This is a genomic window from Ursidibacter arcticus, assembly GCF_009761375.1.
Lineage (GTDB): Bacteria > Pseudomonadota > Gammaproteobacteria > Enterobacterales > Pasteurellaceae > Ursidibacter > Ursidibacter arcticus.
Map to the genome: position 1 here is coordinate 1 of NZ_LEKM01000174.1, position 12,654 is coordinate 12,654.

Annotated in this window: 13 protein-coding genes; 10 read left to right on the forward strand and 3 right to left on the reverse strand. The window is 36.3% G+C overall.

Annotated features, from left to right (window positions below; translation table 11 throughout):
- The first annotated feature begins 111 nt into the window (after nt 1–111).
- The 10 genes from A1D25_RS07740 (at nt 112) to A1D25_RS07785 (ending at nt 10,777) form a co-directional block, all read left to right on the forward strand.
- On the forward strand, nt 112–960 hold the full coding sequence (locus tag A1D25_RS07740) for a co-chaperone YbbN (protein ID WP_157395116.1): 849 nt from the start codon (nt 112–114) through the stop codon (nt 958–960).
- Nucleotides 961–1,022: 62 nt separating this feature from the next.
- On the forward strand, nt 1,023–1,976 hold the full coding sequence (trxB, locus tag A1D25_RS07745) for a thioredoxin-disulfide reductase (protein WP_157395117.1): 954 nt from the start codon (nt 1,023–1,025) through the stop codon (nt 1,974–1,976).
- A gap of 144 nt (nt 1,977–2,120) precedes the next feature.
- The gene (gene proQ, locus A1D25_RS07750) at nt 2,121–2,654 is read left to right on the forward strand and encodes an RNA chaperone ProQ (RefSeq protein ID WP_157395118.1); all 534 of its coding nucleotides are present in this window, start codon (nt 2,121–2,123) and stop codon (nt 2,652–2,654) included.
- 167 nt (nt 2,655–2,821) lie between these two features.
- On the forward strand, nt 2,822–4,828 hold the full coding sequence (gene prc / locus A1D25_RS07755; RefSeq protein ID WP_157395119.1) for a carboxy terminal-processing peptidase: 2,007 nt from the start codon (nt 2,822–2,824) through the stop codon (nt 4,826–4,828).
- Nucleotides 4,829–4,922: 94 nt separating this feature from the next.
- Nucleotides 4,923–6,500 carry a L,D-transpeptidase family protein gene (locus tag A1D25_RS07760; protein WP_157395120.1) on the forward strand — a complete coding sequence of 526 codons (1,578 nt, stop codon included), beginning with the start codon at nt 4,923–4,925 and terminating at the stop codon, nt 6,498–6,500.
- 122 nt (nt 6,501–6,622) lie between these two features.
- The gene (mepK, locus tag A1D25_RS07765; protein ID WP_157395121.1) at nt 6,623–7,177 is read left to right on the forward strand and encodes a peptidoglycan L,D-endopeptidase MepK; all 555 of its coding nucleotides are present in this window, start codon (nt 6,623–6,625) and stop codon (nt 7,175–7,177) included.
- A 16-nt stretch (nt 7,178–7,193) separates the two neighbouring features.
- Nucleotides 7,194–7,829, forward strand: a complete 636-nt coding sequence (locus A1D25_RS07770) for an MBL fold metallo-hydrolase (RefSeq protein WP_157395122.1) — start codon at nt 7,194–7,196, stop codon at nt 7,827–7,829.
- An 11-nt stretch (nt 7,830–7,840) separates the two neighbouring features.
- On the forward strand, nt 7,841–8,587 hold the full coding sequence (locus A1D25_RS07775; protein ID WP_157395127.1) for an MlaA family lipoprotein: 747 nt from the start codon (nt 7,841–7,843) through the stop codon (nt 8,585–8,587).
- A 96-nt stretch (nt 8,588–8,683) separates the two neighbouring features.
- Nucleotides 8,684–10,054 (forward strand): glutathione-disulfide reductase, encoded by a 1,371-nt coding sequence (gorA, locus tag A1D25_RS07780; protein ID WP_157395123.1) that lies wholly within the window; start codon nt 8,684–8,686, stop codon nt 10,052–10,054.
- A gap of 78 nt (nt 10,055–10,132) precedes the next feature.
- Nucleotides 10,133–10,777, forward strand: a complete 645-nt coding sequence (locus A1D25_RS07785; protein ID WP_157395124.1) for a hypothetical protein — start codon at nt 10,133–10,135, stop codon at nt 10,775–10,777.
- A 76-nt stretch (nt 10,778–10,853) separates the two neighbouring features.
- Here A1D25_RS07785 and metC read toward each other — a convergent pair whose 3' ends face one another.
- The 3 genes from metC to A1D25_RS11180 are packed head-to-tail and all read right to left on the reverse strand — an operon-like array spanning nt 10,854 to nt 12,485.
- Nucleotides 10,854–12,050 carry a cystathionine beta-lyase gene (gene metC, locus A1D25_RS07790; protein ID WP_157395125.1) on the reverse strand — a complete coding sequence of 399 codons (1,197 nt, stop codon included), beginning with the start codon at nt 12,048–12,050 and terminating at the stop codon, nt 10,854–10,856.
- Between the two features lie 17 nt (nt 12,051–12,067).
- Nucleotides 12,068–12,355: a helix-turn-helix domain-containing protein gene (locus tag A1D25_RS07795; RefSeq protein ID WP_157395126.1), complete on the reverse strand. Its 288-nt coding sequence runs from the start codon at nt 12,353–12,355 to the stop codon at nt 12,068–12,070.
- Complete coding sequence (locus A1D25_RS11180; RefSeq protein WP_275895809.1) at nt 12,330–12,485, reverse strand: type II toxin-antitoxin system RelE/ParE family toxin; 156 nt, start codon at nt 12,483–12,485, stop codon at nt 12,330–12,332. The genes A1D25_RS07795 and A1D25_RS11180 overlap by 26 nt, the downstream gene beginning before the upstream one ends.
- Nucleotides 12,486–12,654: the final 169 nt, after the last annotated feature.

Sequence of the window (12,654 nt, forward strand, 5' to 3'; positions counted from 1 at the left end):
GGTTTGTCATCAGTCTGAGCCGAAAACACTGTTTTCGGCTTTTGTTTAATTCCATAAAGGGGAATTTTATAAAAAGTAGTTAAAAAAATAATTACTTATATCTAGGCTGTTATGAATTATTTAATCAATGTAGATGAAACAAACTTCAGTGAAGTGATCAATGCTGCGACAGAAATCCCTGTCGTTTTTCATTTTATTTCAGCAAGAGAGCCAGCTTCAATAGAAATGGAAGCACTCTTTCGCCGATTATCCGATGAATTTCCCAAACAATTTCTTTTAGCGATTGTAAATTGTGATGAGCAGCCAATGGTTGCAGCACAATTTAGAGTACAAGCGGTGCCAACAAGTTATTTTTTTGCAAATGGACAGCCCGTTGATGCTATTCAAGGGGCAGTATCTGAGCAAGAATTGCGTATTCGTTTAGGGAATATTCTTCCTAAAGAAGAAGATTTAAAATTTGCTCAGGCAATTGAGTTTTTAGAAGCAGAGCAGTACGACCTTGCTTTACCACTCTTAAAAAATGCGTGGGAATTAACGGATAAGAAAAATAGTGATTTTGGTTTGCTGTATGCAGAAACTTATATTGCTTTGAAAGATATTGAACCAGCCAAAGCGATTTTATCGCAAATTCCTATTCAGGATCGTGATAGCCGTTGGCAAGGGTTACAAGATCAGATTTCATTATTGGAGCAAGCCGCTGATTCGCCAGAAATTCAGCAGCTACAAGCCGACTATGGTAAAAATCGCTCACCAGAAATTGCAATAAAACTAGCAAATCAACTACATCAAGTAAAAAGACATCAAGAAGCATTGGATTTACTTTTTGATTGGTTAAAGCAAGATCTTAATGTTAGCAATGGTGAAGTTAAAAACCAGTTTTTAGCAATCCTTTCAGCAATGGGGAATGCTGATCCAATGGTTGCAAAATACCGCAGACAACTTTATTCCTTATTATATTGATCAACAAGCGGTTAGATATTACAAAAAATTTGCAATATCTAACCGCTTATATGGAGAACAGAATGGCAACAAAACACGCAAAATTACTTATTTTAGGATCAGGACCAGCGGGCTACACCGCTGCAGTATATGCAGCTCGTGCAAATTTAAACCCTGTTCTAGTAACAGGTATGCAACAAGGTGGGCAGCTTACTACTACATCTGAGATTGAAAATTGGCCGGGTGAATTTGAAGAAATCACAGGGACTGATTTAATGAATAAGATGCAAAAACACGCAGAGAAGTTTAATACTGAAATTATTTTCGATCATATTCATAGTGTAGATTTATCAAAACGCCCATTCACATTAACAGGGGATTTCAACACTTTTACTTGTGATGCGTTAATTATTGCCACTGGTGCATCGGCTAAATATTTAGGTTTACCATCAGAAGAGGCTTATAAAGGACGTGGTGTTTCTGCTTGTGCAACTTGTGATGGTTTTTTCTATCGTAATAAGCCTGTTGCGGTGATTGGTGGTGGGAATACCGCAGTGGAAGAAGCTCTTTATTTATCTAATGTTGCCTCGCAAGTTCATTTAATTCATCGTCGTGATACATTCCGTAGTGAAAAAATCTTAATTGAGCGTTTAATGAAGAAAGTAGAAGAAGGCAAAATTGTTTTACATCTTAACAGTGTATTAGAAGAAGTCGTTGGCGATGAAATGGGGGTAACAGGGGTAAAAATTGCAACGGTTCAAGATAATAAAGTGGAACATTTAACTTTAGATGGTGTCTTTATTGCCATCGGACACTCGCCAAATACTGAGATCTTTAAAGATCAGCTTGAATTAAATAACGGATATATTGTAGTCAATTCAGGTTTAAATGGTAATGCAACGGCAACCAGTATTGCAGGCGTTTTTGCTGCTGGCGATGTAATGGATCACCATTATCGTCAAGCAATTACATCAGCAGGAACTGGCTGTATGGCTGCGTTAGATGCAGAGCGTTTTTTAGATGCTCAACCTAATTAGTATTTAAAGTTTATTTTCTGGTTATTTGGTAGTTGTAAAATTTATGAGAAATCTGCCCGCTTGCGTGCAGTTTCTCTATTTTTAAAATGGATAATGGAATAGAATAGCCAAAGTATTTTTATCTTTTGTTATATGGAACAATTTATGACTGAACAACTTGATTTAGAACAAAATCAAAAAACAACTTTAACGATTAAAGAAGTAATTGCTTATTTAGCGGAAAAATTCCCTTTATGTTTTTCAACTGAAGGGGAAGCGAAACCATTAAAAATTGGTTTGTTTCAAGAGTTAGCAGATGCGTTAGCTGAAGAAGGTAAAGTGAGTAAAACTTTATTACGTCAGGCGTTGCGTAATTATACAGCAAACTGGCGTTATCTTCATTCTTGTAAAGAAGGTGCTATTCGTGTTGGGTTAAATGGTGAAGAATGTGGTGTTGTTGATGCGACACAAGCAGAACACGCAGCCAAATCACTTGAACAAGCAAAAGCAGCTTACGCAGAGAGAAAAGCACAACAACTTAAAGAACAAAAAGAAAAGCGTAAAGCATTCTTTAAGCAAAAAGCAAAAGAAGAAAATGCACAAAAACGTGCTGAAATGAAAAAACGTAATGAGCCAACGAAAGCGTCTATTGAAAGTTTGGCTGCATTAGAAAATAAATTTAGTAAAAATAGAAACTAAATATAGTTCAGACTGATGACAAACATCAAAAAAACATAAAATTTGTAGGGTGGGCTTCAGCCCACCATATTTAAAATCAATAAGTTACAAAATGGTGAGCTGAAGCCTACTCTACGCAAAAAGACTTTGCCAATAATCTAAACAAATTGAATTCAGATAGGATAGTTATGATAAATAACAAGTTTAAATATCTTGTTGGTTTTTGTAGTAGCTTGATTGCGATTAGCACTTTTGCTGTTGAGCCTACAATTAAAGTAAGTGAATTAGTTATTCCTACCCCAACAGAACAGCATTCGCTTTCTACAAAACGTGTTACTGCACGTTTAACGCAATCTCATTACCACAAATTTACCTTAGATGATGCTTTTGCCGAGAAAATTTTTAACCGCTATATTGATTGGCTTGATGCATCACATAATACGTTTTTACAATCAGATATTGATGAAATGCGTGCGAAATATGCCAAAAAATTAGATGAAGAATTGTATGAAGGTAAACTAACAAGTGCTTTTGAAATCTATGATTTGCTAATGAAACGTCGTTATGAGCGTTATCAATATGCTTTGTCGTTATTGGATAAAGAACCTGATCTAAAAGGTGATGATCAAATTGAAAATGATCGTGAAAAGGCTCCTTTCCCGAAAACAAAAGAAGATGCAGATAAATTATGGGAACAGCGTGTTAAAAACGATATTATCAATTTATATTTGAAAGATAAAAAATGGGCGGAAATTAAAAAGACGTTAGTTAAACGTTATAACTTAGCAATTCGCCGTTTAACACAAAATAAAGCAGATGATATTTTACAGACTTATTTAAATGCATTTGCGAGAGAAATTGACCCTCATACAAGTTATCTTTCACCCAGAGCAGCTAAAAGTTTCCAAGAGAGTATGAATCTTTCTTTAGAAGGGATTGGTGCAACACTTGAGATGGAAGATGATGTAACAAAAATTAAATCACTTGTGCCAGGAGCCCCCGCAGCTCGCAGTAAAAAATTGGCTGCTGGTGATAAGATTGTTGGTGTTGGTCAATCACAAGATAAAATTGAAGATGTAGTCGGTTGGCGTTTAGACGACGTTGTCGATAAAATTAAAGGTAAAAAAGGCACAAAAGTTTTCCTTGAAATTGAGCCAGCAAAAGGTGGGAAAAATAAAGTTATCACCCTTGTTCGCGATAAAATTCGCTTAGAAGATAGTGCTGCAAAATTGACTTTCGATAAAGTTGAAGGAAAAAATATTGCAGTTATTAAAATTCCTACTTTCTACATTGGTTTGACCGCAGACGTCCGTAAACTCTTAAAAGAGATGAAAACTAAAAAAGCAGATGGTCTGATCATAGATTTACGTGAAAACGGTGGTGGTTCACTACCTGAAGTTGTTGAATTAACAGGACTTTTCATTAAAGAAGGCCCAGTTGTTCAAGTGCGTGATGCTTTCAATCGTATCAGAGTTCACGAAGATCCAGATAGTAATGTCGAATATAATGGCGATATTATGGTAATGATAAACCGTTATAGTGCATCGGCCTCAGAAATTTTTGCTGCTGCGATGCAAGACTATAATCGAGCAATTATTGTTGGGCAACAAACCTTTGGAAAAGGAACGGTACAACAAAGCCGTTCGTTGAATTTTGTTTACGATTTAGATCAAAGCCCATTAGGTTTTATTCAATATACGATCCAAAAATTCTATCGTATCAATGGCGGCAGTACTCAGCTAAAAGGTGTTGAAGCGGATATTCGTTTCCCTGAAATTATCAATGCAGAGAAAATTGGTGAGAGTTTTGAAGATAATGCACTGCCTTGGGATAAAATTCCAGCTGCTAACTATACAGAAGTTGGGAATGCCCGTAAAAATGTGGCAGAGCTAACTCGAAAACATTCTGAGCGTATTGCAAAAGAACCTGAATTTATTACATTGAATGAAGATATTGCAATCCGTAAGCAGAAGGATGAACGTAAATTTACATCGTTAAATCTTGCAGAGCGTTTGAAAGAGAATAAAGCTGATGAAACTAAACGATTAAATGATCTTAATGCTCGTTTTAAACGTGAAGGTAAGAAACCGCTGAAAAATCTTGATGCGTTACCAAAAGATTATGAAGCCCCCGATTTCTTCCTAAAAGAAACGGAAAAAATGATGGTAGATTGGTTACAGATGGATAAAAAATAAAAAAATCGCTTATAATGTGATACTATTTCAGACCGCTTACTTTATCAAGCGGTCTCTTTTATTAGAAAATTTACAAATTCGGATTTTAATTTCAATGAAAAAACTTAACTACTTGCCTTTTTTGATGTTATCAACTACCGCATTTGCTGAATCTACTGCCCCAGTAGTTGATGCAACGGCATCAGGTACTCAGGCAGTAACAGCTGTTTCAACAGATAGTGTTGCTACACAAGATAGCGTATTACCACAATTAAGCTTTGCTGCACAGCAAGCAAGAGCTGAAGCGCTAGCAAAACAAGCAGAAAATATTATTCAACGAGAAGAAGAAAAACGGATTGCAGCAGAGAAATTAGCACAAGCTCAAAATCGTATTCAGCAAGAAATAGGTTCTAATCAATTACAACTTCCCTTAGCAGTAGCACAGATATACGCAACAAATGACTTTGAGCCATTATGGTCAGATAAAAATGCACAAAAAATCTTTTTGAAAGAGTATGCGGTATTTGCTGCTAGTGGTGTATCTGCAAAAGCAGCAGATGCGTTACAGCAAATTCTTGAAATGCCAGAGGGACTAGCTCAAGATATTTTACTCACCGATAGTTTTCTAGATTATTTGTACTACACTAAAAATGTAGTGAAATTCGCAAACCAGTGGTTATACAAACTGGGCAGCTATACACCTAAAGAGCCATCAGAAGAGCAAATTTCTGCGTGGGTTCAAGCGGTAAAACACGATACTGTTGGTCAATATATGACAGATTTGGTTCCACGTAATCACGTCTATCAGGAAACAGTTCAGAGACTGTTTATGATGTCTCCTGACGAGCAGATTCAAAATGATGAACCTAAGAAAAAAAATAAGAAATCAGTAGCAAATCAAAGAGCTAAAGCTACATCATTTTATAAATTAGCATTAAATGCTCAACGCTTACGCCTTATCCCTAGTTTTGATAATGGGCTATTCGTGAATATTCCAAGTTATCAACTACATTATTTTCGTGATGGTAAGGCGGTTTTACAATCTAAAGTCATTGTGGGGAGAGATGAGCGGAGAACTCCTGTAATGTATAGTAAACTTAGTAATATTGTGGTAAATCCGCCTTGGAATGTACCAACTAGTATTAAAAATAAAGATTTAGTACCGAAAATGCGTCAAGATCCTAGTTACGTAGAACGTAGAGGCTATGAAATTATTGATAGTAAGGGAAATAAAGTTAATCCTTATAGTATTGACTGGGCTGCTTATGACAATCCAAGGAAAAATTTTCCGTACCATATTCGCCAGAAAGCAGGTGATGATAGTGCATTAGGACGATATAAATTTAATATGCCAAGTTCTGATGCTATTTATCTTCACGATACACCAAATCATAGCTTATTTGGTAAGAGTAATAGGGCATTGAGTTCTGGCTGTGTACGAGTAGCTAAATCTGATGAGTTAGCAACTTTACTTTTAAAAGAGGCTGGTTGGACAGAAGAGCGTAAGAAAAATGTATTGGCAAGTAAGAGAACAACTTCGGCCCCAATTCGTTCGGATAACCCAGTTTATTTATACTACGTTACTGCTTGGGTTGAGGGTGGAAAGATACATACTTTACCTGATATTTACAGGTATGATGTTAAACTCCCAAAAATATCGTTGAATTGGGATAAGGTTAAAAATCTGATTTAGATCAGATATTCAGTAAATTTTAAATAAAATGTTCATTGGTAGAGGAACTTTCTGAAATTTAGTTATTCTGAAAGTTATCATAAAGTTTATGAACATTAATTAAAGATAATTAAGGTAATAGAATGGAAAATACAAATTTACAACGCCGTAGATGGCTATCTCTCGGTGGTATTATGCTTGGAGCTGCTCTTTTGCCAAATTATGTCAGTGCAATTGTATCCACTCCCAAGCCTCTCTCATTACGTTTGCGTAATGTAAATACGGGAGAAAAATTAGTCACATCTTATAGTGCGAAAGGTTTCTCTCGTAATGATTTAAAAAAGTTAAATCATATTATGCGAGATCGTCGTACAAACCAAGTGAGGGCGATTGATCCTAATTTATTCTTAAAATTAACCCGTATTCAGGCAAAATTAGGGGTACGTAATTCGGAAATTTTAATTATAAGTGGTTATCGTTCTGCACAAACAAATGCTCAAATGAGACGTCGCTCTCGTGGTGTTGCAAGTAATAGCTACCATATTTTAGGTAAAGCGGTGGACTTTTATATCCCGGGAGTGCCTTTAGCTAAAGTAAAATCGGCAGCAGAAAGTTTACATAACGGTGGGGTAGGCTATTATCCTGGCAGTAATTTTGTACACGTTGATACTGGACCTGTTCGTACTTGGCGTGGTTAATAAGCGGTTTGTTTAGATGTTTAATTTACAAATTATTCCTGTTACAGCGTTTCAGCAAAATTGCTCAATTATTTGGGATGATGATAAAAATGCTGCCATTATTGATGCTGGCGGAGATGCTGAAAGAATTATTCAGTTTATTGAGAGCCAAAATCTAAAAGTTCAAAAACTTTTAATTACCCACGGACATCTCGATCATATTATGGCAGTCGAAACATTAAAAAAACATTTTAATGTTGAAGTTTTTGGTTCTCAGCAACAAGATCGAATTTTATTTGAGAGACTACCGCAAATTTGTCGTGATTATGGTTTTCCTGAAGTTCCTGCTTTTCTACCTGACCATTGGCTACAAGAAGATGATATAGTTGAAATTGGTAAGCTATCTTTTAAAGTTCGTCATTTGCCAGGTCACTCACCTGGACATATTGGTTTTTTTGATTTTGAAAATAAAATAACGTTTAGTGGCGATGTTTTATTCAAAAATAGTATTGGACGCACAGATCTTTATGGTGGTAATTTTGAGCAACTAATTCAAACAATTCGTCATAAAATGTTTGATTTAGATGATGATTTCATAGTGATTTCTGGACACGGCTCTCATACAACCATTGGTTATGAGAAGAAAACAAATCCCTTTTTAAATAATACATAAGGCTTAATATGATAAAACTAAAACAACTAATTTATATGATCCCTGTTTTGATATTGACAGCGTGTTCATCATCCATAGATCCAGAAACAGGGCAGCGTAAAGATCCGTTAGAAGGGTTCAATCGTGCAATGTGGAAGGTGAATTATGAATATTTAGATCCTTATGTTCTCGAGCCTGTTGCTAAAGGATGGCGTGATTATGTACCAAGTCCAGTAAAAACAGGGTTGGTTAATGTGGCAAACAATCTTGATGAGCCTGCTAGCTTTGTAAATAGATTATTAGAAGGTGAAGGGCAAAAAGCAATGGTACATTTTACTCGCTTTTGGTTTAATACTATTTTCGGTTTAGGTGGACTGATTGATTTTGCCAGTATGACTAATGATCTAAAATTGGAAAATGGTCGCCGTACATTTGGGGATACTTTGGGCAGTTATGATGTGCCTACTGGTACTTATGTAATGCTTCCAGCCTACGGACCAGCAACCCCTCGTCAAGATCTAGGCGGAATTGTCGATACGACTTACCCTGTATTATCCTTGCTTGCAACACCTTGGTCGATTGCAAAATTTACCGTTCAAGGAGTGAATAAACGAGCAGAATTATTAGGGCAAGATGCACTATTAAAACAATCACAAGATCCATATACGACATTTAGAGAAGCATATTTCCAGAATTTAGAATTCAAAGTTAAAGATGGTGAAAAGAACAGTTCAATTCAAGAAACACTTTCAGAAGAAGAATTAAAAAATATAGATTGATATACAGAGATTCAATGAGGCGGTAAGATTCATTCGTTTTTTTGCAAAAAATTGGTAGAATCTTACCGCTTTTAATTTATTAAAGAAGGAATAACAATGACAAAACATTATGATTATTTAGCTATAGGTGGAGGAAGCGGCGGTATTGCTTCTATCAACCGAGCTGCAAGCTATGGTAAAAAATGTGCAATTATTGAAGCAAAATATTTAGGCGGAACTTGCGTAAATGTAGGTTGTGTACCGAAGAAAGTAATGTGGTATGGTGCTCAAGTAGCAGAAGCTATCCATTCTTATGCACCAGATTACGGCTTTGATGTGCAAGTTAATCAATTTAGCTATGCAAAATTAGTTGAAAATCGCCAAGCCTATATTGGTCGTATTCACCAATCTTATAACAATGTATTGGGTAAAAATCAGGTTGATGTGATTCGTGGTTTTGCTCAATTTGTGAATAAAAATACGGTAGAAGTTCGTTTAGAAAATGGTGAAACAGAGCAAATCACCGCAGATCATATTTTAATTGCCACAGGTGGACGTCCTGCTCGCCCTGCCATTGCTGGTGCTGAATATGGTATTGACTCTGATGGTGTATTTGGGCTCAGTACATTACCTAAGCGTGTTGCTGTTGTTGGTGCGGGCTATATCGCTGTGGAGCTTGCGGGGGTATTTAATAGTTTTGGTGTTGAAACACATTTATTTGTACGTCAGCACGCACCATTGCGTAATTTTGACCCATTAATCGTTGAAACTTTACTTGAAGTAATGGCTCAAGATGGTATTACACTACATACTCAAGCGATTCCACAAGAAGTCGTGAAAAATAGTGATGGCTCATTAACTTTAAAATTAGCCGATGGTCGTAGCCAAGAAGTCGATTGTTTAGTTTGGGCAATTGGACGTGAGCCTGCAACAGACAAAATCAATTTAGCCGCAGCAGGTGTTGTTGCTAATGAGCGTGGTTTTATTCCTGTGGATAAATTCCAAAATACCAACGTTGCTGGTATTTATGCAGTCGGAGATATTATTGAAGGTGGAATTGAGCTAACACCTGTTGCAGTAGCAGCTGGTCGCCGTTTGTCTGAGCGTTTATTTAACAATAAACCAAACGAACATTTAGATTATAACCTTGTACCGACAGTCGTATTTAGTCACCCTCCTATTGGTACTATTGGCTTAACTGAACCTCAAGCAATTGAGCAATATGGTGCAGAGAACATCAAGGTATATAAATCGTCTTTCACGCCAATGTACAGTGCAATTACACAACATCGCCAACCTTGTCGTATGAAATTAGTTTGTGCAGGCAAAGAAGAAAAAGTTGTAGGATTACACGGTATTGGCTTTGGTGTTGATGAAATGATTCAAGGTTTTGCGGTTGCCATCAAAATGGGAGCAACGAAAGCTGATTTTGATAACACCGTTGCAATTCACCCGACAGGTTCTGAAGAATTTGTTACAATGCGTTAATTATAAATTATAATAACGACTATACTGAGTGGGGATTGTTTCCCCACTTTTATTTTTATCCAATAAGGAAATTAAAAAATGAAAAAAATATTATCTATTTTATCGCTTAGCTTTATTTTGAGTGGCTGTTTTGATGAGCCGAAAAAAGAAATGGCATCTACTACTCCAGCAGAAAAGTCTGAAAAAGCAGTGGATTCAAGCGAGAAAGTAACAACCTCTATCGAAAATGTTGTAGAAAAAAATCAAACAACGGAAATTACTTCTGCTAAAGATGAGAAAGAAGTAGCACAATCAAATGATAAAGAGAGTAAAATATCAGAAAATACAGTAAAATCTGAAGATCCTGTGGTAGAAAATAAACCTATTAATACTGAAAATAGTAAAAATATTTCACTTAATACTCATAGCAAAGGGAATATCCAGCCAAGTGAGAGTGGAAAAGAAGTAGCAGAAGATACAACAAATAGTTTACAAAGTAAGGGAGCGGTTGAGCAACAACAGAATGCAGTTGATAAACAGAATAAGGTGTCTAAAAAAATACAAGAAAATAAAAGTACACGAGAAATAACATTATCTGATGAAGAAAAACGTGTAGGGTATCAAAAAGTGTTGAGTGACAAGGAAATTGAGTATTTAAAATCTAAGTGCCAATATCATCTTATGTCAGAAAAAGAGCTGAAAGAATACAATTGTATGGTTAAAAAAGTGATAATCGCACAATAAAATTGATGCTAATTATAGTAAAAAACCGTTGGCTAACAACGGTTTTTTTATACACTATACTAATATAAATAGTTACCTATATATTTTTAATTCTCTCAAACCCTTTTTCCAAATCAGCAATAAGATCTTGTACATCTTCTAAACCAATATGAACACGAATAAGTGTACCTGTTAGTTTTCGCTCAATAGCTGGGCGGATTTTTGCAATCTCTTGCGGTTGGTTAGCTAAAATAAGTGATTCAAACCCACCCCACGAATAAGCCATTGTGAATAACTCAAAATGGTCTAAAAATTGAGCGAGTTCTTCATCAGATAATTTTTTGCAAAGTTCAAACGAAAACAACCCGCTTGCTCCTGCAAAATCCCGTTGGAAAAATTGATGGCCTGGGCAGCTTGGTAACGCAGGGTGATAGACAGCTTTAACTTCAGGACGTTGTGCCAACCAGCTTGCGATTGCAATACTACTTTCTTGATGCTGTTTTAAGCGAATACCAAGAGTGCGTAATCCACGAGCAGTGGTATAGGCAGAGTCTGCATCAACCATTTGCCCCATCAAGTAGGAATTTTCACGAAGTTGATCCCAGCAACGAGCATTTGAAACTGCCGTTCCAATCATTACATCTGAATGTCCAACTAGATATTTTGTGCCTGCTTGAATTGAGATATCAATACCGTGTTCAAGGGCAGGGAAGAGTACGCCAGCAGACCAAGTATTATCAATCATAATGACAATTTCAGGGTTAATAGCCCGTGCTGTTTTGACTAAAGTTGGAATATCGGGAACTTCCATTGTGAGCGAACTTGGCGATTCTAAGAATAAAACTTTGGTATTGGGTTGAATAAGTTCGGAAATTTTTTCACCAATAAGGGGATCATAATAAGTCGTAGCAATCCCCATTTTCTTTAAAATAATATTACAAAAATCTTGGGTTGGCTCGTAGGCTGCCCCCGTCATTAGAATATGATCGCCTTGTTGTACAAAAGCTAGAATACTATTGCTTACTGCTGCTGCACCGCAAGGGTAAAGATAGCAACCTGCTCCACCTTCTAATTCACACATTGCATCTTGTAGGGCAAAGTGAGTTAATGTACCACGACGACCATAAAATAATGCACCTTTATAGCGATGACGAGTCGCCTCTTTTTTCTCTGCTACTGAATTAAAAATAAGTGAAGAGGCTCGTTGAATAACACTATTTACTGAACCTTGAGTGTAACGTTGTTTACGTCCAACGTGGACAAATTGTGTTGCAAGTTTATGCGTGTGTGCCATTGTGTTTCCTTATAATATTAAGAGTGTGCAGATAACTTTAATTCCATTCCACAGGCTTGGGCGTATCGTATTAAGCTGGAGAGCGTGGCTTTATCGGCATTTCGTTCTAATTTGGATACAGCTGGTTGTGAAATACCCATTCGCTCAGCGACTTGAGAAATATTCAAACCAGCTTTACTACGCATTATATAAAGCAACGATTGCACATCTTCTGCCATTTTTTCTTCAACATATAGTGCTTTGACTTTTTCATCAGCCAATAATTTATTTTTAACAGTTTTATAAGTGATTGGTTGTACTTTCATCGATCATTTCCTGTAAGCGGTTAATTGCAATATCAATTTCTGTTTGTGGTATTTTTTGTGTCTTTTTGACAAAGGTACGAAGAATATAAATTTTTCTTCCTATTGCGAAAGCAAAAAAAGTACGACTAATATCAGATTATTGACAAAGTTTTTTTATTCGGACGCCAGCGTGGCGTCCCTACAAGAAAAGTTATAACTAATTGAAAAATAACAGATTTTATTTTGTTGTGTAGGGACGCCACGCTGGCGTCCGTTTATTGAATACAACAAATTGGGGTTTGTCATCAGTCTGAATTATT

Excerpts from the sequence above, each read along its gene's own strand:
- gorA (WP_157395123.1), top strand. The coding sequence starts at position 8,684 with ATGACAAAACATTATGATTATTTAGCTATAGGTGGAGGAAGCGGCGGT.
- trxB (WP_157395117.1), top strand. The coding sequence starts at position 1,023 with ATGGCAACAAAACACGCAAAATTACTTATTTTAGGATCAGGACCAGCG.
- A1D25_RS07760 (WP_157395120.1), top strand. The coding sequence starts at position 4,923 with ATGAAAAAACTTAACTACTTGCCTTTTTTGATGTTATCAACTACCGCA.
- metC (WP_157395125.1), bottom strand. The coding sequence starts at position 12,050 with ATGGCACACACGCATAAACTTGCAACACAATTTGTCCACGTTGGACGT.
- A1D25_RS07770 (WP_157395122.1), top strand. The coding sequence starts at position 7,194 with ATGTTTAATTTACAAATTATTCCTGTTACAGCGTTTCAGCAAAATTGC.
- A1D25_RS07740 (WP_157395116.1), top strand. The coding sequence starts at position 112 with ATGAATTATTTAATCAATGTAGATGAAACAAACTTCAGTGAAGTGATC.
- mepK (WP_157395121.1), top strand. The coding sequence starts at position 6,623 with ATGGAAAATACAAATTTACAACGCCGTAGATGGCTATCTCTCGGTGGT.
- A1D25_RS07795 (WP_157395126.1), bottom strand. The coding sequence starts at position 12,355 with ATGAAAGTACAACCAATCACTTATAAAACTGTTAAAAATAAATTATTG.
- prc (WP_157395119.1), top strand. The coding sequence starts at position 2,822 with ATGATAAATAACAAGTTTAAATATCTTGTTGGTTTTTGTAGTAGCTTG.
- A1D25_RS07785 (WP_157395124.1), top strand. The coding sequence starts at position 10,133 with ATGAAAAAAATATTATCTATTTTATCGCTTAGCTTTATTTTGAGTGGC.
- proQ (WP_157395118.1), top strand. The coding sequence starts at position 2,121 with ATGACTGAACAACTTGATTTAGAACAAAATCAAAAAACAACTTTAACG.